The organism is Pedobacter sp. Leaf194 (genome assembly GCF_001423945.1).
Lineage (GTDB): Bacteria > Bacteroidota > Bacteroidia > Sphingobacteriales > Sphingobacteriaceae > Pedobacter.
Genome location: NZ_LMPU01000012.1, coordinates 1 through 23741 on the forward strand (window position 1 = coordinate 1; position 23741 = coordinate 23741).

At 38.2% G+C, this 23741-nt stretch carries 23 protein-coding genes; 10 read left to right on the forward strand and 13 right to left on the reverse strand.

The genetic code is table 11. From position 1 onward, the window contains the following. The 5 genes from ASG14_RS20725 to ASG14_RS17025 form a co-directional block, all read right to left on the reverse strand. The coding region (locus tag ASG14_RS20725; RefSeq protein ID WP_157274974.1) for a transposase at nt 1–131 on the reverse strand (131 nt) is incomplete at its 3' end. A gap of 129 nt (nt 132–260) precedes the next feature. Beyond that, complete coding sequence (locus ASG14_RS17010; protein WP_056872283.1) at nt 261–1166, reverse strand: ribonuclease Z; 906 nt, start codon at nt 1164–1166, stop codon at nt 261–263. 68 nt (nt 1167–1234) lie between these two features. Then, a complete protein-coding gene (locus ASG14_RS17015) occupies nt 1235–1612 on the reverse strand; it encodes an STAS domain-containing protein (RefSeq protein WP_056872284.1) in 378 nt (125 codons plus the stop codon). Between the two features lie 35 nt (nt 1613–1647). Continuing rightward, on the reverse strand, nt 1648–2592 hold the full coding sequence (locus ASG14_RS17020; RefSeq protein ID WP_056872285.1) for a phosphoribosylaminoimidazolesuccinocarboxamide synthase: 945 nt from the start codon (nt 2590–2592) through the stop codon (nt 1648–1650). A gap of 157 nt (nt 2593–2749) precedes the next feature. Then, nucleotides 2750–3709, reverse strand: a complete 960-nt coding sequence (locus ASG14_RS17025) for a PhoH family protein (protein ID WP_056872286.1) — start codon at nt 3707–3709, stop codon at nt 2750–2752. Nucleotides 3710–3812: 103 nt separating this feature from the next. On the opposite strand from ASG14_RS17025, the gene ASG14_RS17030 reads away from it, so the two are divergent. From ASG14_RS17030 to ASG14_RS20445, 3 genes are all read left to right on the forward strand, one after another. Continuing rightward, nucleotides 3813–4592 (forward strand): S-adenosyl-l-methionine hydroxide adenosyltransferase family protein, encoded by a 780-nt coding sequence (locus tag ASG14_RS17030; protein WP_056872287.1) that lies wholly within the window; start codon nt 3813–3815, stop codon nt 4590–4592. 209 nt (nt 4593–4801) lie between these two features. Beyond that, on the forward strand, nt 4802–5398 hold the full coding sequence (locus ASG14_RS17035) for a hypothetical protein (RefSeq protein ID WP_235528614.1): 597 nt from the start codon (nt 4802–4804) through the stop codon (nt 5396–5398). Beyond that, nucleotides 5379–5525, forward strand: coding sequence for a hypothetical protein (locus ASG14_RS20445; RefSeq protein WP_200940365.1), 147 nt, complete (start codon nt 5379–5381; stop codon nt 5523–5525). Before ASG14_RS17035 ends, ASG14_RS20445 begins: the two co-directional genes overlap by 20 nt. A 62-nt stretch (nt 5526–5587) precedes the next feature. Here ASG14_RS20445 and ASG14_RS17040 read toward each other — a convergent pair whose 3' ends face one another. The 5 genes from ASG14_RS17040 to ASG14_RS17060 form a co-directional block, all read right to left on the reverse strand. Continuing rightward, nucleotides 5588–6538, reverse strand: a complete 951-nt coding sequence (locus ASG14_RS17040; RefSeq protein WP_200940366.1) for a D-2-hydroxyacid dehydrogenase — start codon at nt 6536–6538, stop codon at nt 5588–5590. 78 nt (nt 6539–6616) lie between these two features. Then, nucleotides 6617–7690 (reverse strand): 3-phosphoserine/phosphohydroxythreonine transaminase, encoded by a 1074-nt coding sequence (serC, locus tag ASG14_RS17045; protein ID WP_056872289.1) that lies wholly within the window; start codon nt 7688–7690, stop codon nt 6617–6619. Between the two features lie 255 nt (nt 7691–7945). Beyond that, nucleotides 7946–10375, reverse strand: a complete 2430-nt coding sequence (locus ASG14_RS17050; protein ID WP_056872290.1) for a TonB-dependent receptor domain-containing protein — start codon at nt 10373–10375, stop codon at nt 7946–7948. Nucleotides 10376–10450: 75 nt separating this feature from the next. Beyond that, nucleotides 10451–11122, reverse strand: coding sequence for a ribulose-phosphate 3-epimerase (gene rpe, locus ASG14_RS17055; protein WP_056872291.1), 672 nt, complete (start codon nt 11120–11122; stop codon nt 10451–10453). A gap of 193 nt (nt 11123–11315) precedes the next feature. Then, nucleotides 11316–11900, reverse strand: coding sequence for a hypothetical protein (locus ASG14_RS17060; protein ID WP_056872292.1), 585 nt, complete (start codon nt 11898–11900; stop codon nt 11316–11318). Between the two features lie 61 nt (nt 11901–11961). On the opposite strand from ASG14_RS17060, the gene ASG14_RS17065 reads away from it, so the two are divergent. Beyond that, nucleotides 11962–12603 (forward strand): toxin-antitoxin system YwqK family antitoxin, encoded by a 642-nt coding sequence (locus ASG14_RS17065; protein ID WP_056872293.1) that lies wholly within the window; start codon nt 11962–11964, stop codon nt 12601–12603. Between the two features lie 89 nt (nt 12604–12692). Here ASG14_RS17065 and pnp read toward each other — a convergent pair whose 3' ends face one another. Continuing rightward, on the reverse strand, nt 12693–14828 hold the full coding sequence (gene pnp, locus ASG14_RS17070; protein ID WP_056872294.1) for a polyribonucleotide nucleotidyltransferase: 2136 nt from the start codon (nt 14826–14828) through the stop codon (nt 12693–12695). Between the two features lie 175 nt (nt 14829–15003). After that, the gene (rpsO, locus tag ASG14_RS17075; protein WP_025146265.1) at nt 15004–15288 is read right to left on the reverse strand and encodes a 30S ribosomal protein S15; all 285 of its coding nucleotides are present in this window, start codon (nt 15286–15288) and stop codon (nt 15004–15006) included. A gap of 138 nt (nt 15289–15426) precedes the next feature. Between rpsO and ASG14_RS17080 the strand changes: the two genes are divergently transcribed. From ASG14_RS17080 to ASG14_RS17095, 4 genes are all read left to right on the forward strand, one after another. Then, entirely contained in the window at nt 15427–15846 is a 420-nt protein-coding gene (locus tag ASG14_RS17080; RefSeq protein ID WP_056872295.1) for a thioesterase family protein, read from the forward strand. 338 nt (nt 15847–16184) lie between these two features. After that, nucleotides 16185–17609 (forward strand): MATE family efflux transporter, encoded by a 1425-nt coding sequence (locus ASG14_RS17085; protein WP_056872296.1) that lies wholly within the window; start codon nt 16185–16187, stop codon nt 17607–17609. A 152-nt stretch (nt 17610–17761) separates the two neighbouring features. After that, the gene (gene lepA, locus ASG14_RS17090) at nt 17762–19549 is read left to right on the forward strand and encodes a translation elongation factor 4 (RefSeq protein WP_056872297.1); all 1788 of its coding nucleotides are present in this window, start codon (nt 17762–17764) and stop codon (nt 19547–19549) included. Between the two features lie 130 nt (nt 19550–19679). Further along, a complete protein-coding gene (locus ASG14_RS17095) occupies nt 19680–20561 on the forward strand; it encodes a bifunctional 5,10-methylenetetrahydrofolate dehydrogenase/5,10-methenyltetrahydrofolate cyclohydrolase (RefSeq protein WP_056872298.1) in 882 nt (293 codons plus the stop codon). 173 nt (nt 20562–20734) lie between these two features. On the opposite strand, the gene ASG14_RS17100 is transcribed toward ASG14_RS17095, so the two are convergent. Further along, complete coding sequence (locus tag ASG14_RS17100) at nt 20735–21070, reverse strand: Rieske 2Fe-2S domain-containing protein (RefSeq protein ID WP_056872299.1); 336 nt, start codon at nt 21068–21070, stop codon at nt 20735–20737. Nucleotides 21071–21176: 106 nt separating this feature from the next. Here ASG14_RS17100 and ASG14_RS17105 point away from each other — a divergent pair, with 106 nt between their 5' ends. Together ASG14_RS17105 and ASG14_RS17110 are read left to right on the forward strand one after the other, a co-directional pair. Continuing rightward, nucleotides 21177–21800, forward strand: a complete 624-nt coding sequence (locus ASG14_RS17105) for a 7-carboxy-7-deazaguanine synthase QueE (RefSeq protein WP_056872300.1) — start codon at nt 21177–21179, stop codon at nt 21798–21800. A gap of 38 nt (nt 21801–21838) precedes the next feature. Continuing rightward, complete coding sequence (locus tag ASG14_RS17110) at nt 21839–23725, forward strand: OmpA family protein (RefSeq protein WP_056872301.1); 1887 nt, start codon at nt 21839–21841, stop codon at nt 23723–23725. Nucleotides 23726–23741: the final 16 nt, after the last annotated feature.

Below are 23741 nucleotides of genomic sequence, written 5' to 3' on the forward strand. Positions count from 1 at the left end.
TATTGATCTACCCATCTTGTCAATAAAGACCGCGATAAACCCCACTTAAATGCTACTGCTGTAAGAGAATCGCCCTCTAAATGTTCTTTAACAACTTCGGCTTTAAAAGCCGCATCATACTTCTTGTTCATAAAAATGCCCCCAATAAGTGTCTAACTTTTTGGGGGCAGTGTATATGTAAGCCTTTTTTGTTTTAAAAGGAATTGCTAAACGCTGTTATGGAGCAAACATGGCAATGCGAATTTGTGAAGTGTTGCTGTTTATAACTGGAAGGTTTTACCCTCAATTGCAAGCTCAGTATTCTCAAAAACCGATTGTGTTTCTTCGAGCAACATCTGCAACGTTTTATACCGGGACGAGAAGTGACCAATAATCAACTTATCAATTCGGTTGACTTTAGCAATTTCTCCGGCCTGAAGGGCTGTTGTATGGTGTGTTTCATTCGCCCTGTCTAAAAGCTCGTGCATAAAGGTAGCTTCATGGTAAAGCGTGTTACATCCAGCTATAACCGGAAAATACCGCTCATCATACATCGTGTCTGAACAATAAGCATAACTTCTTGGCGGGTCTGGCGGGGTTGTGTAATCTTCGCTCTTCAAAACTTTACCATCAGGCAGTTCTACATCCAGGCCTTTTTTCAAAGCTGTATAGTACGCCATTGGAATTTCTTCTGTTAGCTCTTTAATCAGTTTACGCTGTCTTTGTTTTTGTTGGAAAACAAAACCTGTTGTTGGAATGCGGTGATTTAAAACAATCGTTTTAACAATTAAATCCTGATTTTCAAATATCAACCTGGATTCATCTGCCTCAATTGGAAAAAATTCCAGCGGATATCTTAAACTGGTATCAGAATATTTAAATTGAATTTCAAGTATTTCTAAAAGTGGCTTCGGACCGAAAATCTGCATTGCTTTAGTTCTGCCGTTTAAGTGCAAACTTGAAAGTAAACCGATTAGACCAAAGTAATGGTCGCCGTGTAAGTGGCTGATGAAAATATAATCTATCCTTGCAGCTTTTAAATTGTATTTTGTAAGCTGCTGCTGGGTGCCTTCTCCGCAGTCTATCAAATAAAATTTTTCGTTACAATTTAAAAGCTGTGCCGATGGGTTCCTGTTAAAAACAGGAGTTGCCGAACTGCTTCCAAGAATGGTAACTTCGAATTTCATATTATTGTTATATAAAAAGCCTCGTAGGTTTTTGAAAACTACGAGGCCTCAATTTATGTAAAACGTACTTATTTATCGCCTCTAAATTCTTTTTCCAACTCATCCATGAAAATGAAATCGGTAGCCTCCTCTAATGTATTAACAAACGTAACAGATTGAAATATATTTGATAATTCTATAATAGGCGCAATTTCTTCGTTTACAGCGGTTACAATAAATAAACCACCCGCAGATTTACAAAGCCTGTCGCCAACCAGCAAACAACTTAAATCTTGCGCATCGGTGCACTCTTTTACATGGCTCAAATCGACAATAATATTTTTAAAACCCTCTGCATTAAGTAAATATAATTCTGATTTTAAACCTGGAGCGTTTTCATTCGTAAACTTGGGCTCTTTGAGCTTTAAGGTTACATATTTATCGTGTTTATCTACTGAAAATTTCATCTCTACTAATCTTTATTTTGCTAATGTATAAAAATTTAAAGTGTTTCCAAAGCCTTTAAAACATTGCTTTCTATGCGGGCTGAAATTGCATCAGCATCTGCTTTTATAAACTTTTCGCCAACAATTTTTTCATAAAGTTCAATATATCTTTCAGAAATTGAATTCACTATTTCGGGTGTCATCTCTGGAACTGACTGCCCGTCTTTGCCTTGGAAGCCATTTTCTATCAACCATTTCCTCACAAATTCTTTCGAAAGTTGTTTTTGAGGCTCATCAGCGTTTTGGCGCTCTTGATAGCCATCAGCATAGAAATAACGCGACGAATCTGGAGTGTGAATCTCATCAATCAGGTAAATCATACCATCAGCTTTTCCGAATTCGTATTTAGTGTCTACTAAAATCAAACCACTTTTGGCAGCGATTTCCGTTCCGCGTTGATAAAGGGCGTAAGTGTATTGTTCTAATTGTTCATAATCATTTAAAGAAACAATTCCCTTTGCCAAAATATCCGCTCTTGAAATGTCTTCATCATGGCCAACAGATGCTTTTGTAGTTGGCGTAATAATTGGCTGGGGAAGTTTGTCGTTTTCCTTTAAACCATCCGGCAGCGACACGCCACAAACCGAACGTTTTCCTGCGCTATATTCACGCCAGGCATGACCAGCCAAATAACCTCTAATCACCATTTCAACTTTAAACGGCTCGCAGATACGGCCAATTGTTACCATTGGGTCTGGAACAGATAATACCCAGTTTGGAATGATATCTTGTGTGGCTGCTAGAAATTTCGCTGCAATCTGATTTAAAACCTGCCCTTTAAAAGGAATTGGCTCTGGCAAAACGACGTCGAACGCCGAGATACGGTCTGACACGACCATTACCATAACTTTATCGGCTATCGTGTAAACGTCGCGTACTTTGCCCTTATAGAAATTGCTCTGGTTTGGAAAATTGAAATTTGTTTCTTTTTGTGCTTTCATGTGGCGATAAAATTAAATAAAAATTCGGAAAGTTAGCGGGCCAATGCCGAAACCGGAAGATTAAACTTGCAAAAGAAAACCCCGTAGCTTAAGTGCTGCGAGGTTTAATCTTTTTAATCTGTACTTTAACTTCGTTATTCTTTGTTAAACTTTCGCCTTACTGAATATCGCCGTAAGCTTTGAGTATGTCCTTAACCAGTTTGTGACGAACAACATCTTCTCCGCTCAGATAGATGATATCGATGCCCTTAATATCCTCGAGGATACGTAATCCATTGAACAAGCCAGACATTTGTTTTTTAGGTAAATCTATCTGCGTAACATCACCCGTAACAATAAATTTCGCCGTCGGCCCCATCCGCGTCAAAAACATTTTCAACTGCATGTCTGTAGCGTTCTGTGCCTCATCCAGAATAACGAAACAATTGTCTAACGTACGGCCACGCATAAAAGCTAAAGGTGCAATTTCGATGGTTCTGTTTTCGATGTAAAACTTGAGTTTCTCTGCAGGAATCATATCGTCCAGCGCATCATAAAGCGGGCGCAAGTATGGGTCGATTTTCTCCTTTAAATCGCCGGGTAAGAAACCAAGGTTCTCCCCCGCCTCTACTGCCGGGCGGGTTAATATTATGCGTTTAATTTCTTTGTTTTTTAGAGCACGTACGGCCAGCGCAACCGCTGTATAGGTTTTACCCGTTCCGGCAGGACCAATTGCAAAAAGAATGTCGTTTTTTGCAATACTACTTACCATTTTCCGTTGGTTCGCCGTTCTTGCTTTCACCAGCAATCCATTTGTACCGAAAACAATTACTTCGCCGCCACCACCGGTTGGTTGCTCCACGTCTTTTTTGGCAACGCCGGCAGCTTTAGCACCTAAAATAGATTCGACATCGTTATTTGTTAGCGAACTGTACTTTTCGAGATGCGCAACCAGCTGATTAAATTTTTCTTCAAATGCCTTAAGTTCCTGTTCATCACCAAGAACCTTCACATCACTTCCCCTCGCTACCAGTTTTAACTTCGCGAAAGCACCTTTAATCATTTCGTAATTCTCGTTATTTGGCCCCCAGAAGTGAGCAGGATTTACCGTGTCAAGAGATAATTTTAATTCGTTCAAACTGTAGTATTTTAAAAAGTTATCGGGGTATATTAATTAAAATTTGAATATTTGCAGACGCTTACGCCTGTACACAAGAATAAGCAATAATAATGAATTTTTAATGGGGATAATTACTTTAACAACAGATTTAGGTTCGAAAGATTTTTACCAGAGTGCCCTTAAAGGTAGTCTGTTAAATCTTATGCCTAATGTTAATTTAGTTGATATTACCCACGAGGTTCCATCATTCAATATTTCTTATGCAGCATTCGTTTTAAAGAATGCATATCCATATTTTCCGAAGAATACTGTGCATTTAATTGGCATCGATTCTGTGTACAGCGAAAATACAAAATACATTGCTATTAAGCATCGCGACCACTATTTCGTTGGCGCAGATAATGGTATCTTTTCTTTGCTTTTTGATGATGTTCCTGAAGATGTAGTTGAGCTGAACATTATGCAAGACCTAAAATATCTTCACTTTCCTTTAGTTGATATTTTTGTAAAAGCGGCTACGCATTTAGCGAAAGGTGGAAAATTAAAAGACATTGGTTTACCTGTAGCAGAAATTGAGCAAAAGATGCTTTTACATCCTGTTATCGAGCGTGATATCATTCGCGGAAGCGTGGTCTACATCGACACTTTCTGCAATGTAATAACGAACATCACCAAAGACCTCTTCACAAAAATCCAAAAGAACCGCGACTTTACTTTATACTTTAGAAAAAGCGAAACCATAACGCAGCTAAGCTGGCATTATAACGAAGTACAGGAAGGCGAAAAACTCTGCTTGTTCGGAATCAGCAATCATCTTGAAATCGCCATTAACAAAGGTAAAGCAAGTGGTTTACTTGGCTTGCACCTCGGCGACATTGTAAGGGTTGAGTTTCATCCTTAGTTTGTTGGTTTATTGGTTTAATTGTTCATTAGTTCAATTGTTCACTGGTTCAGTCGTTTTTGGTTCAATTGTTCACTGGTTCAGTCGTTTATTGGTAGTTGTTTATTGGTTCTGTTGTCAAATATTGATTGATTATCGGGTTGAAAAGCATTGCATGCTGCCGGAGTGATAGAGATTATTAAATAGCCGACTTGCAAATTAATGAACAAATGAACTGCTCAGCCAATGAACCTTTTAAACGACTTTCCAAACAACTTTTAACCTTTACACGTTTATATCAGATGAAGAAATATTTCTATTTTGTTTGCATTATATTTTTAAATTTTCAGGTTTTTGCCCAGCAGGATACCACCGCATTTGCTGCACAACGCGTTAAGGTTAATTCTTTGCTTGCGGAGCGCAGTTCGAAATTTGGGCAATATGATGAAAGTTTAAATCAAAGAACCGGAATATTCGGCTGGCAAACCAAACGCGACATTAAAAACTCGAACGAAATTTTACGCCAGGTTGTGCTCACAGACAATAATATTTTTAAAGAACTGAAAATATTAATGGACTATAAGGATCTACAAAATCAACAGAAGGTAGCCGTAGCGGATAATTCTCAGGAACGACTGGAAAATTACATGCAAACAATTAAAAAGCTACAGGATCAAAATGAGGAATTGAATAAGGAGTTGAGTAAACAAAGTAAAAGCTGGTCAACTTACATCATCATTTTATTGATTTTAGTAATAATTGGCGGCTTTTATTTTTACAGTAAGAAATTGCAAAAATACAAGAAGTATGAAAAAAGCGCTATTTAAAACGCTGGTGAGAATTAATAAGGCAATTTTACCAAGTTTGTATAAGAAAGATCCGAATAAACTAACCAGCCTTCAGAAAGCACTGTTAGGTTATCGGTACTGGGTGTTAACTAAAGCCTTAGATTAAAAAAGTCATTCTGAGCTTAATCGATAACAAGTTCGTTGATTAAGCCCAGAATGACCAAACTATTATTTTTTGAAATGCTCAATAATTAAGGTGGCAAGTTCTGTACCGATACGCTCTTGCGCCTCATTGGTTGATGCACCAATATGCGGTGTCAATGAAATTTTCGGATGGCTTAAAATTTCAGCCAGAGGTGTTGGTTCATTATCAAATACGTCTAAACCAGCAAAAGCAACCTTACCAGAATTTAAAGCTTCAATCAAAGCTGGCTCATCAATGGTTCCGCCACGAGAACAATTTACAATTCCAACACCATTTTTCATTTTGGCAAATTCCTCAGCGCCCAGAATCGGTTTATCTGCAAATGGCGTATGCAGACTAAGGAAATCGCTACCAGCAATTACTTCCTCTAATGAGATCGTTTTTATCGGAATACTTACCGATTTCCCCCCCTGGAATCGCAAGGTGATTTCGGCATCTGCCGGATACAAATCGTAGGCCAAAACATTCATCCCCAATCCCAAAGCAACTTTGGCCGTGGCACGACCGATACGACCAAAACCAATAATTCCTATCGTTTTCCCACTTAGTTCTGTCCCTTTTGCGTAAGCCTTTTTTAAGTTGTTAAATTGTGTTGCACCTTCAATTGGCATTTTTCGGTTTGCATCCTGTAAAAACCTAATACCTGTAAACAAATGTGAAAAAACCAATTCTGCAACAGATAATGAAGATGCAGCTGGCGTATTGACCACAGCAACGCCCTTACTACGGGCATATTCAACATCAATATTATCCATACCAACACCGCCCCTTCCAATCAGTTTTATATTCGGAACAGCATCAATTAGTTCTTTTCTAACTTTAGTTGCGCTGCGCACCGTAATGGCATCATAGTTTTTTAAAGCTTCTGCCAATTGGTCTTGCGGAACGGTTTCGGTATCAACCTGAAAACCTGCTTTTTCTAGTAACTCTTTTCCGATAGGATCTATCCCATCGTTTGCTAATATCTTAATCATTGTTATTTACGACTTTCCAGATTTTGTGAACAGATGGCTCAAAAGATGCACCTGCAGCTCTGTGATTTGATAAAAATCTTAATTTGCCTTTGCTTGTTTCTCTTCAAATGACTGCATTGCATCAATAAGTGCATGAACGCTTGTAATTGGCAACGCATTGTAAATTGATGCCCGGAAGCCGCCAACACTTCTGTGGCCTTTAATGCCAATGATGCCCTGATCTTCTGCGAATTTTAGAAATGGTTTCTCCAATTCGGCGTTTTCCATTACAAAACAAATGTTCATTTTAGAGCGATCTTCAACAGCACAAGTGCCTTTAAATAATGGGTTACGGTCAATTTCTCTATAAAGTGCTTCAGCCTTTTGCTTATTTTCTTTTTCAATTTCGGCAACGCCCCCTTTTGATTTTAACCAACGCAGGTTCAATAAAGCCACATAAATGGAGAAAACCGGTGGTGTGTTATACATTGAACCATTATCGATGTGAGCCTGGTAATTTAACATTGATGGGATTTTACGCTCAATTTTACCAAGTGCATCGTTTTTCACAATTACAATGGTTAAGCCTGCCGGACCAACGTTTTTTTGTGCCCCAGCATAAATTAAATCGAATTTAGAAACGTCGATAACCCTGCTCATAATATCAGATGACATATCACAAACAACAGGAACGCTCGTTTCAGGAACATTGAAAAGTTCCGTTCCATAAATGGTGTTGTTTGATGTATAATGAAAATAAGCGCTGTCTGCCGGGATTTGAAAACCTTTTGGAATGAACGTATAATTTGCATCTTTTGAGGAAGCAACAACATTAACATTCCCTATAAATTTGGCTTCCTTTAAAGCCTTTGTCGCCCAAACGCCAGAATCAAGATAACATGCTGTCTGCCCATCGCCCAACAAATTCATCGGAACCATGGCAAATTGCAAACTTGCACCGCCTTGTAAAAATAAAACGGAATAATCTGATGGCACATTTAATAACTCCTTCACTAACTTATCAGCTTCAGCAACAACTGCCTCAAATTCAGTTGTTCTATGCGAAATTTCTAGAATTGATAGTCCATCATTAAAATCCAAAACTGCCTGTGCAGCTTGTTTAAACACTTCTTGAGGTAAAATACAAGGGCCTGCGCCAAAATTATGCTTCATCTTATTATATAAATGATTATGGCCGTAAATGTAAAATTTTTAAAGCAGTTATGTCCAAAAAATCGTATTATAAAAAATTAAAATTTGCTAAAAATTAGGCTGATTTTCGAAGTTTTATTGCACTTTTTGCAATAGTTTAATAAGCCATAATCGACTGTTTTGATATCAGCCGCACATTGAAAAAAGTAACATCAAAACTTCGACGCAGGTCCTCATTTCAAAAAGAAGAAATTAATTGAATGTTTACCAAGCAAGTTAGTTGCGTTTCGTTTTCAATTTTACTATCAGCTTCAAATTGAATTGCCTGCCCGTTAAATAATTTGGAACCGCATACTGAACATTATCAACATCTTTAAGCCACAAATAAGAAACTGTATTATTGATATTTAGCATATTAAAGACCTCAAAAAACAGAATTACTGAACTAAAGTTCTTGTCCAAAAACTTTGGTTTGTGCAGCGCAGCATCATCCAGAAAATCCTTTGAAAAGCCAATATCAACCCGCTTGTAAGATGGCACAAAGAATTTATCTAAATATCTCGGTGTTTGCGAAGGACCAATGGGCAAACGAGAGCCATATAGGGCATTTAGATGAACTTTATAGGTCGGACTGTTCAAAAGCCTGTCCTGAAAAAAAACTGAAAAATTGACCCGCTGGTCAGTTGGGCGTTTCAAAAAACCAGGATAAATCGTTTCTCCGTTTTGGGTATAACTATCAGCAATTATATCTTCATTGGCATGCATTACCGACATCCTGAAATAAGAAACCAAATCTTTCACAAACTCCCCACCTATGCTAAAATCAGCGCCATAAGCATATCCTTTAGAAACCTCATCGGCAAGATATTTAATCCTGAGGTTGTCAATTTTGTATGGAATAAGCCTGTCAGAATACTTGAAATAAATTTCTGAAGTGAATTTTAAGCGTGTTCCGAAAGCATCAAATGCATAATCATAGCCGAATGATGTGTTGTAAGAACTTTGCGCCTTTTGTGAAATATTTAGCTTTCCTGTGAAATCCCGAATGGTTCGGTAAGATGGCGGTTGTTTATAAACGCCGGCAGTAAATCTAAAAATTTTATTATTTGAATTCGGTCGGTAAGCAATCAGCATCCGCGGACTAATCAGCAGCTGCTTACTCAAGGAACTATAAGTTGCACGTGCACCCAGTTGAAGCTCTACATAATTTGAGAGCGAGTAACTATCCTGAATATAAGCACTATATTTTATTATATCGATGTTATTTTCTACATTAATAACATTTTGAAGCTTTATGTTTTGTGAATTGTTTGGCAAAATGTATCCGGCAGAATCAACATAGTTAAATTCGTTCAATTTATCGTTAAACCTCGATTTATCAAACTTCAATCCCCAGGAGAAAACATGATTATTAAAATTCTGATCAACCTTAAATTCTGAAGCGAAAATCTGCGTGTTCAAACTGTTGCGCCCATAATTATAATAACTTCCAAGGCCTCTGTTCTTACTAACCGGGCCAAAATTATCCGCTGAAAAAGTATTATCTACTTCATCGAAAATATAACTTCCTTCAATATCAAACCGTTCTCTTTCTATCGTATTGAAATAACTATTTATAAATTTTATAACCAGATTTGGTTTAGGGGAGTAAGTTGCTGTAACTGCTGTTCCAAGAGTTTGGTAGTCATCAACCTCTTTTCCTGTATAATCAACATTTAGGCGCAAGGTTGTACTTAGCGTTCCAAACTGGGTTTCACGGTTTGTTGGCTCCAATTTAAACTGACCCAAATTCAAATTCCCCAACACACTTATATTAAATTTCGACGAAAAATCATATTGATACATCAGTTGTGCATCAGCAAAATTTGGATTGTAACTCCCTTTTTCATCTTGTTTAATCAACACGCTCGAATTGTTTTTGTATCGCAGCCCTGCAAGTAGAAAACTGTGCTTAAAAAGTCTTTTTGCAGTTAAGGAAGTGTTTAACAGACTGGTACTTAAAATGGTTTGGTTGCTGTCTGGTTTATCATACCGGATATCTAAAACAGAGGAAAGTTTATCACCATATTTTGCTTCGAAACCACCGGCAGAGAATTTTGCTTTGCTCACTAGTTCAGAATTTATAAAGCTTAGCCCCTCTTGCTGGCCGTTGCGTATCAACACCGGCCTGTTTACTTCTACATTGTTGATGTAAATTAAGTTTTCGTCAAAATTCCCTCCTCGAACACTATATTGAGCACTTAACTCATTATTTGTGGATACCCCGGGCAAGGTTTTCAGCATCGTTTCAAAGTTGCCAGATACTAAAGGCATCGAGGCAATATCGGCAACATTAATTGTTGTGGTATTACTGAGCTGATTCTGTTTGTTCGTAATATTTACCTGTTCGAGTTCATTTATATTGGCAACCAGGTTAACCTGCTGTATAATTCTGGCGCCTGAACGTTCATTAAACTTCAGGGTTTTTGGCTGATAACCGAGCAATGAATATTTAATAGCGAAAGTTTTGAACTTGGAGTAAATTGTATATGCACCAAATTCGTCGGTAACGGTAGATTGTGCCTGACCGAGAACGATAACTGTAACTTGTGGCAGAGGAATTTTTTCTTCGTTGTAAATTATGCCCGATACCCTGACCAATGGCTGTGCTACAGCAAAACTGCAGCCAGCGATTAGTAGAAAAAGGATTAGCCGAAACTGGAGCATTCTTTGGTATCAAGATAAATTTCAGGTATCAAGACTTTCAGGCATTTTATAGCCCGACAAACGATTAATTTAACGTTAAATCGTAAAATTACTAACCGTAAGAGATTTCATTTTAGCAATGGTTTCCGTTGGGTTGTCTGTTGCAAAAATGGCATTTCCGGCCACAAATGCGTTTGCACCTGCTGAAACCAGCGTAACAATATTTTGCAAGCTTACACCACCGTCAACTTCGATAATTAGCTCTTCATTTACGCCCTGAATTAAAAGTTTTAAATCTTTAATTTTTTTGTAAGTATTATATATAAATGCTTGTCCGCCAAAACCTGGATTTACAGACATAATTAAAACCAAATCTAAATCTTCGATTACATCTTGCAATAAACTAACCGGCGTATGTGGGTTCAAAGCCACACCAGCCTTGCAACCAGATGATTTTATCAACTGAATAGTTCTGTGCAAATGAGTACAGGCCTCATAATGAACTGTAATTCTATCGGCACCGACTTCTGCAAATTCTGGAATAAATTTGTCTGGCTCAACAATCATCAAATGAACATCTAAAGGTTTTGTTGCATGCTTTTTAACGGCTGCCATGACCGGGAAACCAAAAGATATGTTCGGAACAAAAACACCATCCATCACATCGACATGAAACCAATCGGCGTCACTCTGATTAATCATTTCAATATCGTGTTGTAAATTGCCAAAATCGGCAGAAAGTATTGATGGGGCAATAATGTATTTCATTTTATGGTGTTTTACGTCATTGCAAGGCACAAAGCATTTTAATCAGTTAGTGTTGTAAAATGAGTTTGCTTTTTGCCTCGCAGCGATACAGATGACGATGTGGTTATATACTTTTATTAACAATGCAAGTTACAAAATCAATGTTAAACAAAACAGAATTCAACAAAAAACCCTTCCAGTAAAACAGAAAACCCTATTTTTTCAGTTTAATTTCAATTGCCTGTCCACCTCTTGTTATTTCTACAATTTCCTCAATTCTATCAGTATAATTATTAGTATAGTTTTGATAATCATAATAATCTGTTCTTCCACCATAAGTGTTATAGCCACTACCCCTGTAAACCGGCGTAGACCCACTTTTACTGTAACTTGCAAAAGATTGTAAGAAATATTTACCTGGTTTCATTTTATCGAACTTAAATCTCCCATACTCATCGGTTTGAACAGTAATACGGTATCTAAAAGCTTGTTCAGACATATATACACTGTTTTTTTTATTTTCCAGCTTACCTCTTAACTTGTACCATTCATTAAAATAGGCAGTAACCGGAAATATTGTTACCACAACATTTGTGGCATAAAGCTTTTTAGAGCCCCATTGTCCTGGTACTTTAGCGTATGCTAGTCCTTCAATACTCGATGTTCCCAGGCCCAACATACTTTTTGCTTGTAATGAATCAAATGGAACCTGCGGATAATAGGCGGTCTTTTGTGCATTTACTTTAAAAAATGAGGATGTGAGGATTAGGGATAGAATAATGATTCGTAATTTTTTCATAATACAGTTATAGAATTTATTTTTTAAAAATGTAGTTATAATATTACATATTTAACCTATTTTGAACTATAAATCAATTCACCATGAAAAAATATTTATCCGTCATCATCCTTTTTTTGTTTTTAATCTCGCATCCGCTCAAAAAGAGAAGCCATGCGGAATTAAGGATGGGTTGCAAGAGGGAACCTGTAAACAATTTTTTGCTAATGGCAAACTAAGCGCAACTGCAAATTGGAAAAAAGGCAAAAAAGAAGGAATTGCAAATTACTACTATGAAAATGGCCAATTAAAAATTACAGGAAATTTTACTAAAGATAAAAGAAATGGAGAGTGGAAATATTTTTACGAAAACGGAGCTATAGAGGCTGATGAATTTTATGTTTACAGAGATTTTGCTGAACTAAAAGAAGGAACTTTTAAAAAGTTTTTTAAAAATCGTAAACCAGAAGAAGTCTGCGTTTATGTAGATGATAAACTAGAGGGAAACTTTACATCCTATTTCAATAATGGTACAATATCGCAACAGGGTGCTTACCACAACGATAAACAAGAAGGCAACTGGAAAAGCTTTTTTGAAAGCGGCAAACCAAAATGCGAATCATTTTATGTAAACGGCAACAAAGAAGGCACCAGGATTTGTAGAGATGAAACAGCTAAAATTGTAAGCGAAGAACTTTATAAAAACGGAGTTAAAATAAAGTAGTAATCAATAAAAAAGCCCTTTCAGTGTAAAACTAAAAGGGCCCATTCTTATATTTCTAAGTACCGAATTTCCGCTACTTTTAAACTAGCTTATGCTTTTGGTGCAGCTGGTTTTTCTGGTCTTGGCAATAAAACCTTACGGGAAAGTTTCATTTTGCCTTGTTTGTCAATATCTAACAATTTAACCTCGATTTTATCACCTTCTTTTAAAACACCATCCATAGTCTCTAAACGCTCCCATGAAATTTCAGAAATGTGTAATAAACCATCTTTACCAGGCATAACCTCTACAAAGGCACCAAACGGCATAATTGATTTCACTTTACCTTGGTAAACTTCGCCAATTTCTGGTTTGGCCACAATGTTACGGATTCTGGTAACGGCCGCATCGATAGCAGCTTTGTTATCAGCAAAAACCTCAACAATACCTTTGCCATCAACTTCTTCGATAGATATTGAAGCACCAGTTTCGCGTTGCATTTCCTGAATAATTTTACCTCCTGGGCCGATAATTGCACCTATAAATTCTTTCTCAATAGTTAAAGAAACAATTCTTGGCGCATGTGGTTTGTAATCTTCATTCGGCTGACTAATCGTTTTCTTCATCTCATTTAAGATGTGTAAACGACCTTCTTTAGCCTGTAACAACGCTTTTGTTAAAACTTCGTACGATAAACCATTGATTTTTAAGTCCATTTGACAAGCAACAATTCCGTGTTCAGTACCTGTTACTTTAAAATCCATATCACCCAGGTGATCTTCATCTCCTAAAATATCTGAAAGGATTGCATATTTACCAGTCTTTTCATCAGTAATTAAACCCATGGCGATACCAGAAACCGGTGATTTGATTTTGATACCTGCATCCATAAGTGCTAAAGTACCAGCACAAACAGTTGCCATTGATGATGAACCGTTAGATTCTAATATATCGGAAACAATACGAATTGTATAAGGATTTGCCTCACCTTGTGGCAATACTTTTTTCAATGAACGTTGTGCTAAAGCACCGTGGCCAATTTCGCGGCGACCAGCACCTCGGTTTGGTCTAACCTCTCCGGTTGAGAAACCAGGGAAATTATAGTGCAATAAGAATTTTTGGTAACCGTTAAAGAAAGCACCATCAATCATTTGCTCATCATCTTTGCTACCTAAAGTAACGGATGTAAGTGATTGAGTTTCGCCACGTGTAAACACAGCTGAACCGTGAGCAGCAGGTAAATAACCAACTTCACTCCAGATTGGACGAATTTCAGTCGTCTTACGGCCGTCTAAGCGAATACCTTCATCCAACAACAAATTTCTAATCGCATCGTACTGAACATCGTGGTAATAATGTTTAGCCATTGCCTTGGTTAAATCTGCTGTATCTTCCGGCATTGCCTCAAAAAACTCATTGATAATTGCTGTAAAACCTACTTTACGTTCATCTTTGTTAGAACCTGATTTCGCAATAGCATAAACCTTATCATAAGTGTCCGCATAAACCTTCGCCTTTAAATCAGCATCATGGTCTTCGTGACTGTATTCGCGTTTTACAGTTTTACCTGTAGCTTCAGTTAATTCAACCTGGATTGCGCATTGAACTTTAATTGCATCGTGTGCAAATTTTAACGCCTCAACCATTTCATCTTCCTGAATTTCGTCGCACTCACCTTCCACCATGCCTATATCATTAGCAGAACCAGCAACCATAAACTCCAGGGTTGCACGCTCTAAATCGCTGGCTAAAGGATTAATTACCAATTTACCATCAATTTTAGCCACACGCACTTCAGAAATCGGAACGTTGAAAGGAATATCAGAAACTGATAATGCAGCCGACGCCGCTAAACCTGCCAAACAATCCGGCATTATATTTTTATCTGCAGAGATTAATGAAATCATCACCTGTGTATCAGAGTGATAATCACTTGGAAACATTGGGCGTAAAGCTCTGTCAACCAAACGAGAAATCAATACCTCGTAATCAGACAATCTTGCCTCACGGCGTAAAAAGCCTCCTGGAATACGGCCAGTAGCCGCATATTTTTCCTGATAATCAACCGATAGCGGTAAAAAATCAGTACCCGGTTTAGCACCAACAGTTGATACCACTGTTGCTAACAACATCGTATCGCCCATTTTTACCACAACCGAACCATCAGCTTGTTTAGCTAATTTGCCAGTTTCAATCTCTACAATTCTGCCATCGCCCAAATCGAACGATTTTTTTATTACATTCATTTAAATAGAATTATGGTGTGTTTTCCTCTTTCTACACACCGTTGTTTATATATGTTTTGTTTTTGCAAACGAAGATAAGGTTTAAAAAGCCTATCTAAAATAAATCCCGTTAAATATTTAACAGGAAATGTAAAAAGCCATTCCGTAAAGAATGGCTTTCGCTGATAAAATTCGCTTATTTTTGTTTAATGATATCACGAAGCGATAAAGCTTTGATGATAGCACGGTAGCGCTCAATATCTTTTTTGTAAAGGTAAGCCAAAATACCGCGGCGTTTACCTACTAATTTTTGAAGTGACAACTGAGTTGAAAAATCTTTACGGTTTTTCTTTAAGTGTTCTGTTAAGTGCGCAATACGGTATGTAAATAACGCTACTTGACCTTCTGCAGAACCCGTGTTGGTTTCTACTTCGCCGTGTTGTTTAAAGATTTCGGCTTTCTTTTCTGGACTTAAATACATTTCTTGAATAATATTAAAGCAATAAAAATTAATTAATTGTGGCGCAAAGATAGGTAATTAAAGAATTGAAATACAAAAATACTTTAATATAAATATTTCTTGTGTCTATTCGATACTTTTGCACAAAACATTTTACCATTGGAAAAGAATCAATTCAACATTTTTGAAAGCGAACTCCGCGTACGCCCTGACGATATAGACATGTTTAACCACGTGCATAACAGCAAATACCTGGATTACGTATTGGCCGCCCGTTACGAACAGATGGAAAAATTTTACAACATGCCTTGGGAACATTTCACCAAGCAAGGCTTGGGTTGGGTTGTAAGCCATGTCGATATTAATTTTAAGCGCCCGCTTTTGATGAATGATTTGATGCTAATCAGAACGGGGATATTAACCATGCATGATAAAGGATGTTCGGTTCAGTTTGAGATTCTGAATAAAAAAACCGGCAAAATTGCATCAGACGGCATATTTGACTATGTATTAATTGATTTAAACACCAGTCGTGGAACAAAAGTTACCGAAGAAATGATTAAAGCCTACAGTATATAGCCGTTCATCAAGCTAAATTCATTAAAGCATTTCAATAAATGATGATTCCTTATCGGTTTTGGCTCCAAAAACCGAAACGGAGATTTATATAAATTAATCGCGTGGTTCGGCGTTATTGCAGTGAGCAAATCAATCAACCTGCTAGAAATCAGTCATGAAAATTTGACAATTGGAAATTTTATCTATCTTTGACTCATCAAAAAGAACAGAACGATGATAGTATCTGCAATCCGTTTGAGGTTTTAAGCAACCGAGGATTCCCTCTCATTTCAATTTCAGGTATATGTCGCCTAGCGGCATATCGTTTGGTTTATTCATAACATTTTACATATATTTTTATGTCACAGTCGACAAAGACACAGGGCAAGCTTTCATCTTTTTTTGATGTAGTCATCCAATCGTTAAAAGGAAACGAGGTTGATTTAACTTCGATCAGTATTAAACGGGCAATAATATTACTGGCCATTCCGATGATGTTGGAAATGGCGATGGAATCTGTTTTTGCGTTGGTCGATTTGTATTTTGTAGGGCATTTAGAAAACAGTAGTTATGCAATACAAACTGTCGGTTTAACAGAGTCTGTTTTAACAATTATTTATTCACTTGCAATTGGTTTGAGTATGGCTGCAACAGCAGTTGTTGCAAGAAGAATCGGCGAAAAAAATCCTGAAGCAGCATCGAAAGCTGGCATGCAAACCATCGTAATTGCGGTAGCTATAAATATATTGATAAGTGTTGCAGGTTTTATTTATGCCCGCGACATACTCCTGCTGATGGGTGCCTCTGTAGAAACGGCAAACCAGGGAGTCAATTTTGTTCAGATTATGATGGGTGGTAGCATCATTATTGTCTTGCTTTTCTTAATTAACGGGATTTTTAGAGGAGCCGGAAATGCAGCAATCGCTATGCGGAGTTTATGGATTGCAAACATTGCCAATATCATCCTCTGCCCTATTTTTATCAACGGTTTCGGGCCAGTTCCTGCATTTGGTTTAACAGGTGCGGCCATTGCAACAACTATTGGCCGTGGTTTGGGTGTGCTCTATCAAGTGTATAATTTATTCAACGGAAAAAATGCGCTAAAAATCCGTATCATTCATTTCATTCCAGATCTCACCCAAATAAAAGCAATTATTAAAATTGCTGCTCCGGCTATTTTTCAATTTGTAATCGCAAGCTGCAGTTGGGTATTCCTTGCAGAACTGGTGGCGACAACCGGTGGCGATGAAGGCTCGGCTGGTTACCAAACGGCGCTACGTTTGATGATGTTTTTCATGCTTCCGGCCTGGGGCTTAAGTAACGCCGCTGCAACTTTAGTGGGTCAAAATTTAGGTGCAGGTCATATCGACAGGGCCGAGAAATCAGTTTACCAAACCTTGAAATACATCATTATTTTCATGGCTATAGTTAGCATACTGTTTCTTACCTGTGGCCATTTATTCGCGGCATTTTTTACCTCGGATGCGAAGGTGATTGCGATTGCAGGCAAGGCATTAAAAATTCTAAGTTTTGGGTTTGTAATTTACGGTGCCGCGATGGTTTTCAGCAGTGCTTTTAACGGTGCGGGTGATACCTGGACGCCGACCAAAATAAATGTGTTCGCTTTTTGGTTGTTTCAAATTCCACTGGCTTATTTTTTAGCCAAATATTTAGAAATGGGTCCGACGGGTGTTTTTATAGCCATTCCAACCGCAGAGGCTGGAATTGCAGTTGCAGCATTTATCTTATTTAAAAAAGGTAAATGGAAGAAAACAATGGTTTAATCTCATCACTACATTACATATGGTACGAAGATTCGCATTTACAAAAATGAATGTTTTGGCTGTAATGGGCATTTCTGCACCAAAAACCAACGGTTTTTCCTCCCTATTTTCAACCTTAAATTTTCCATTAAAAACTATATCTTTGCGCAAAGATGAAGCATATACGTAATTTTTGCATTATTGCACATATCGACCATGGTAAGAGTACCTTGGCCGATAGGTTATTAGAATATACAGCGACGATTTCGCAGCGGGAGGCGCAGGCGCAATTACTCGATAACATGGATTTGGAGCGTGAGAGAGGCATTACGATTAAAAGTCATGCCATACAAATGAACTACAAAGTTGGAGATATCGAGTACAATTTCAATTTAATTGATACACCCGGACACGTAGATTTTTCATACGAAGTTTCGCGTTCAATAGCGGCCTGCGAAGGCGCTTTGTTAATTGTTGATGCTTCTCAGGGAATTCAGGCACAAACGATTTCGAATTTATATTTAGCCTTAGAACACGACCTTGAGATTATTCCGATCTTAAATAAAATGGACCTTCCGGGTGCAATGCCTGAGGAAGTTAAAGATCAGATTATTGATTTAATCGGTTGTAAGCGTGAAGAAATTATTCCTGCATCCGGCAAAACCGGAATGGGTATTCCTGATATTATTCAGGCTATCGTAGATCGTGTTCCTGCACCCGTAGGCGAACCTGACGCACCTTTACAAGCCTTAATTTTCGACTCCGTTTTTAACTCCTTCCGCGGCATCATCGCTTACTACAAAGTGGTTAACGGTGAAATCAAAAAAGGCGATAAGGTTAAATTTATCAATACCGGTAAAGAATACCTGGCTGATGAGGTTGGTATTCTAAAACTAGATATGGCTCCCCGCAACGTGGTAAAAACCGGAGATGTTGGTTATATAATTTCCGGCATTAAAGAAGCGCGTGAGGTAAAAGTTGGAGATACGATTACGACCGTTGCCAGACCTTCTTTGGATGCGATACAAGGCTTTGAGGAAGTTAAGCCAATGGTTTTTGCAGGAATTTATCCAGTTGATACGGATGAGTTTGAAGAACTTCGCGAAGCGATGCACAAACTTCAGTTAAATGATGCATCTATAGTTTTCGAACCGGAAAGTTCGGCGGCACTTGGCTTCGGTTTCCGTTGCGGATTCTTGGGCATGTTGCACATGGAAATTATCCAGGAGCGTTTAGAACGTGAATTCGATATGACCGTAATTACGACCGTTCCTAACGTTTCATACATTGCCCATACCACTAAAGGCGATGAAATTATTGTTAACAATCCTTCAGATTTGCCAGACCCTAGCAAACTGGATTCGGTTGAAGAACCATACATCAAGGCAAACATCATTACCAAAGCTGAGTTTGTTGGTCCTGTAATGTCTCTTTGTATTCAAAAACGCGGAATTATCGTAAACCAGTCCTACTTAACCTCTGACCGGGTAGAATTGGTTTTTGAAATGCCAATGGGTGAAATTGTATTCGATTTCTATGATAAACTGAAAACGATTTCAAAAGGCTACGCATCTTTCGATTATCATCAAACGGGTTATCGCAAATCAGACTTAGTTCGTTTGGATATGCTATTGAATGATGAACCTGTTGATGCCTTGTCATCACTTATCCACCGTAGTAATGCCTACGATTTTGGAAAGAAAATTTGTGAGAAGCTGCGAGAGTTAATTCCCCGTCAGCAGTTCGAAATTAAAATTCAGGCATCAATTGGCGCAAAAGTCATTGCCCGCGAAACGCTTAGTGCTTTGCGTAAAGATGTTACAGCCAAATGTTATGGCGGCGATATATCGCGTAAGCGTAAGTTGTTAGAGAAACAGAAAAAAGGTAAAAAACGGATGCGCCAGGTTGGAAATGTGGAAATTCCACAAACAGCTTTCATGGCCGTTTTGAAATTGGATTAAATAGGTATCAAGATACAAGTATCAGGTATCGAGATTTTCCACGAATTTAAATAGTACTTAAAATCATAAAGTGTAATCAAGTAGTCCATCAATTTTTGATACTTGATTCTCTTTACCCGATGCTTTTAAAATGGAATTATTAAACGGCAAATACGTATCAGAAAAAATTAAAGTTCAAATTGCTGAAGAGGCTGCAGAATTTTTAACCAAAAGCGGTCGCAAGCCCCATTTGGTTGCTATTTTAGTTGGTAACGATGGTGGTAGCGAAACATATGTGGCCAGTAAGATGAAAAACTGCGAAAAGGTTGGTTTTAAATCGTCTCTACATCGGTATGATAATTCGGTTACAGAAGCTGAATTGTTGGCAAAAATTGAAGAAATTAATCAGGATGATGATGTTGATGGGTTAATTGTTCAATTGCCTTTACCGAAACATATAGACCCTGAAAAAGTGACCGAAACCATCGATTACCGCAAAGATGTTGATGGTTTTCATCCTGTTAATTTAGGAAGGATGATGCGTAATCTACCTTGTTTCATTCCTGCTACGCCTTATGGAATTTTATTAATGCTTCAGGAATACAATATCGATACCACCGGAATGCATTGCGTTGTGGTGGGAAGAAGCAATATTGTTGGCAGTCCGATGAGTATTTTGATGGCCCGCAACACAAATCCGGGCAATTGCACGGTAACGCTTACGCACTCCCGCACTAAAGATTTAAAAGAGCAGGTGCTACAAGCTGATATTATCATCGCTGCGATTGGAAAAAAGAATTTCATTACTGCGGATATGGTAAAACCTGGTGCAGTTGTCATCGATGTCGGAATTAACCGCGAAAATTCCTCTGAAACAAAATCGGGTTTCAAACTTTATGGTGATGTAGACTTTGAAAACGTCGCACCGAAATCGTCATTCATCACCCCGGTTCCGGGTGGAGTTGGTTTAATGACAATTGTTGGCTTATTGAAAAACACACTGGCTTCAGCCAGAAAAGAAATATATGCTTAAGCGAAAAGGTAATCGGAAAAGATATAGCAAGCTTTAAGACATGGAATAATAAAAAAGCAGCTTACAAAATAGGTTGCTTTTTTATTATAGCCTTTAATGCACATTTATTCGGCTAGATTTAAATAGATAAAAAGCTAAGACTAAATTAGTTTAACCTTTGAGAGCTTACTTATCTAGCCCCAAAGTTTAGTCCACCAGCTTTCTTCAAACCCAATATAAAGTCCATCATCACGTACTTCATTTGGGTAAATATTAATGTAATCGCCTTGCCCCTCGGCACCGCGGCCGGTTTCAAGGTTGTAAGCATAGCGGTGTATAGGGCAAATTAAGTGACCATTTTTACACCAGCCACCAGAAAAATGACCTCCGGCATGGGGACAAGAAGATTGTGTTGCGATAATTTTGTCGTCATTATTGATAATGCAAAGCTGTTTTCCACCAACTTCAACCGTTTTTATCGTGTTAACGTGAGGAATTTGAGCTGTATTCAATGCCTTAAACCACTTCATGGTACTAAAATAGCTATTTAAATATCAGTGTTATTTCATCTTTGAGTTAATTTTTGAAAGAGAAACTGCTTGCTGGTATTTTTTTAAGATATTTGCATCCTCAAAAATGAAACAAGACATACCAGAAGACGGCACATTACTTCCTTTAATGGAAGAATTTTATACAATACAAGGCGAAGGCTTTAACACTGGCAAAGCGGCTTATTTCATTCGTTTAGGCGGTTGCGATGTGGGTTGCCATTGGTGCGATGTTAAAGAAAGCTGGGATGCTGAAATGCACCCCTTAACAACAGCTGACGTTATTGTCGAAAATGCCGATAGATTCCCAGGCAAGGCTGTTGTAATTACTGGTGGAGAGCCTTTAATCTACAACCTCGATTACCTCACTAAAAAACTAAAAGAACGTGGCATTTTGACTTTTATCGAAACTTCGGGCGCCTATCCACTTTCTGGCACATGGGATTGGATTTGTTTATCACCAAAGAAGTTTAAGGCTCCGCGACCAGACATTACCCCATTCGCACACGAATTAAAAGTTATCGTTTTTAACAGAAGTGATTTTAAATGGGCTGAGGAATATGCCGCCATGGTATCTTCTACCTGCAAATTGTATTTACAGCCCGAATGGTCTAAATCGAAAGAAATTACGCCATTGATTATTGAATACGTTATGGCAAACCCAAAATGGGAAATTTCGCTTCAAACACACAAATTTTTAAATATTCCTTAAATAGTTTACATTAGCTTTGGTAAGCAAATGTTAATGTAATGAAATTCTGGTTTCTCTTAATCCTTATTCTGCCGGGCTTTTTCTGCGATGCGCAAAATGCTCCAAATAGAAAAGCCCAAACGCTTTTTGATAGAGCTAAACCACTTTTAGAGCAATCGGATTTTGCAGGTGCTGAGCAAGCATTAAAAAGTGCTGTTGAAGCTGACAACAACTTTCAGGAGGCTTACATTTTATTGGCAGATGTGTTTAAAAGGCAAAAGAAATACGCAGATGCTAAAGCAGCATATCAGCGGGCGATGGTCATCAATAAAGACGTTGCTCCAGCTGTTATCTATAACCTTGCGGAAATGGAATTTGCAACTCAGGATTACCAAAAGGCAAAACAAGATTTTGGCGTATTTCTGGCTTCGGATGGTTCATCTGACAGGGCAAAGCGGGCTAGAAAATACCTTGTCGACTGCGATTTTGCGACCTTAAACATTAAAAATGCGGTAACCTACACACCAGTTAATCTTGGAAATGGGGTAAATACAATTGATTCAGAATATTTCCCCGCCCTGACTGCTGATGGAGAAAGTTTGATTTTTACCCGCCAGATAAATGGAAATGAGGATTTTTGGACCGCAAAGTTTAACGGCAATGTGTGGAGTGCCGCCACGCCTTTATCAACAAATATCAACACACCAAAATTTAATGAAGGTGCCCAAACCATCTCCCCAGATGGGAAATACCTGTTCTTCACTGGATGTAACCGCCCCGATGGATTAGGCCGATGCGATATTTATGTTTCCCATCGTGAAGGTAAAGATTGGGGCGAGCCTTATAATGTGGGCAAACCTGTAAACTCCGAATATTGGGAATCACAACCGGCAATAAGTCCTGACGGCAAAACCCTTTATTTTATTAGCAACCGGCCCGGAGGTTTAGGTGGATACGACATTTGGAAAAGCACAATTACCGATGATGCGAAATGGGGACCCGCCATAAACCTTGGCCCCGAAATTAATACACCATTTGATGAAAACACACCGTTTTTACATGCTGACGGAAAAACGCTCTATTTTTCTTCTGATGGTTGGCCGGCCTTTGGCAATAAAGATATTTTTTACAGCAGAATGGATGAAGCCGGTAAGTTTCAAAAGCCTTTAAACATAGGCTACCCAATAAATTCTTTTGATGATGAAAGCGGCCTGATTGTAAGTGCTGACGGAAATTCCGGGATGTTTTCTTCAAACTTAAAAGATGGTTTCGGCAAACAGGATATTTATAGTTTTGGAATACCGGAAACGGCCAAACCGAAAAAAATATCTTACGTAAAAGGAATTGTAAAAGATAAGGATACCAGGAAAACTATCGAAAGTAACGTTCAGGTTATCGACTTAAAATCAAATAAAACGGTTTTCGACGATTACACCGACCCCGAAACAGGTCAATTTCTGGCCGTAATGCCGATTGGAAGCGATTACCTCTTCAACGTAAATGCAGAGGGTTATCTCTTTTACTCCGAAAACTTCGCTCTCAAACCGGAAGATATTAACAAGCCTTATCAGATAGAAGTTTATATTGAAAAAATAAAACAGGGCGGAAATGTGACCCTTCGGAATATCTTTTTCGATACCGATAAGTACAATCTGCTCCCACAATCGATCAGGGAATTGGATCTTTTAATTGACTTCCTCAACCAGAACGAAACCGTAAACATCGAAATCCAAGGACACACCGATAGCATGGGCGATGCGAAATTAAATCAGAAACTATCATTAAACCGGGCTAATGCGGTTTACGAATACTTAGTTAAAAATGGTATCGGTGGTAATCGGCTCATATTTAAAGGTTTCGGAGCAAGCACTCCTGTCGCTAATAACAACACCGAGGCCGGAAGAAAAAATAACCGCCGGACCTCTTTTGTAATCACGAAAGTTTAGTTATTGAAGAAACCCG

Excerpts from the sequence above, each read along its gene's own strand:
- ASG14_RS17010 (WP_056872283.1), bottom strand. The coding sequence starts at position 1,166 with ATGAAATTCGAAGTTACCATTCTTGGAAGCAGTTCGGCAACTCCTGTT.
- ASG14_RS17015 (WP_056872284.1), bottom strand. The coding sequence starts at position 1,612 with ATGAAATTTTCAGTAGATAAACACGATAAATATGTAACCTTAAAGCTC.
- ASG14_RS17020 (WP_056872285.1), bottom strand. The coding sequence starts at position 2,592 with ATGAAAGCACAAAAAGAAACAAATTTCAATTTTCCAAACCAGAGCAAT.
- ASG14_RS17030 (WP_056872287.1), top strand. The coding sequence starts at position 3,813 with ATGGGGATAATTACTTTAACAACAGATTTAGGTTCGAAAGATTTTTAC.
- ASG14_RS17035 (WP_235528614.1), top strand. The coding sequence starts at position 4,802 with ATGAACTGCTCAGCCAATGAACCTTTTAAACGACTTTCCAAACAACTT.
- ASG14_RS20445 (WP_200940365.1), top strand. The coding sequence starts at position 5,379 with ATGAAAAAAGCGCTATTTAAAACGCTGGTGAGAATTAATAAGGCAATT.
- ASG14_RS17040 (WP_200940366.1), bottom strand. The coding sequence starts at position 6,538 with ATGATTAAGATATTAGCAAACGATGGGATAGATCCTATCGGAAAAGAG.
- serC (WP_056872289.1), bottom strand. The coding sequence starts at position 7,690 with ATGAAGCATAATTTTGGCGCAGGCCCTTGTATTTTACCTCAAGAAGTG.
- ASG14_RS17050 (WP_056872290.1), bottom strand. The coding sequence starts at position 10,375 with ATGCTCCAGTTTCGGCTAATCCTTTTTCTACTAATCGCTGGCTGCAGT.
- rpe (WP_056872291.1), bottom strand. The coding sequence starts at position 11,122 with ATGAAATACATTATTGCCCCATCAATACTTTCTGCCGATTTTGGCAAT.
- ASG14_RS17060 (WP_056872292.1), bottom strand. The coding sequence starts at position 11,900 with ATGAAAAAATTACGAATCATTATTCTATCCCTAATCCTCACATCCTCA.
- pnp (WP_056872294.1), bottom strand. The coding sequence starts at position 14,828 with ATGAATGTAATAAAAAAATCGTTCGATTTGGGCGATGGCAGAATTGTA.
- rpsO (WP_025146265.1), bottom strand. The coding sequence starts at position 15,288 with ATGTATTTAAGTCCAGAAAAGAAAGCCGAAATCTTTAAACAACACGGC.
- ASG14_RS17085 (WP_056872296.1), top strand. The coding sequence starts at position 16,185 with ATGTCACAGTCGACAAAGACACAGGGCAAGCTTTCATCTTTTTTTGAT.
- lepA (WP_056872297.1), top strand. The coding sequence starts at position 17,762 with ATGAAGCATATACGTAATTTTTGCATTATTGCACATATCGACCATGGT.
- ASG14_RS17095 (WP_056872298.1), top strand. The coding sequence starts at position 19,680 with ATGGAATTATTAAACGGCAAATACGTATCAGAAAAAATTAAAGTTCAA.
- ASG14_RS17100 (WP_056872299.1), bottom strand. The coding sequence starts at position 21,070 with ATGAAGTGGTTTAAGGCATTGAATACAGCTCAAATTCCTCACGTTAAC.
- ASG14_RS17105 (WP_056872300.1), top strand. The coding sequence starts at position 21,177 with ATGAAACAAGACATACCAGAAGACGGCACATTACTTCCTTTAATGGAA.
- ASG14_RS17110 (WP_056872301.1), top strand. The coding sequence starts at position 21,839 with ATGAAATTCTGGTTTCTCTTAATCCTTATTCTGCCGGGCTTTTTCTGC.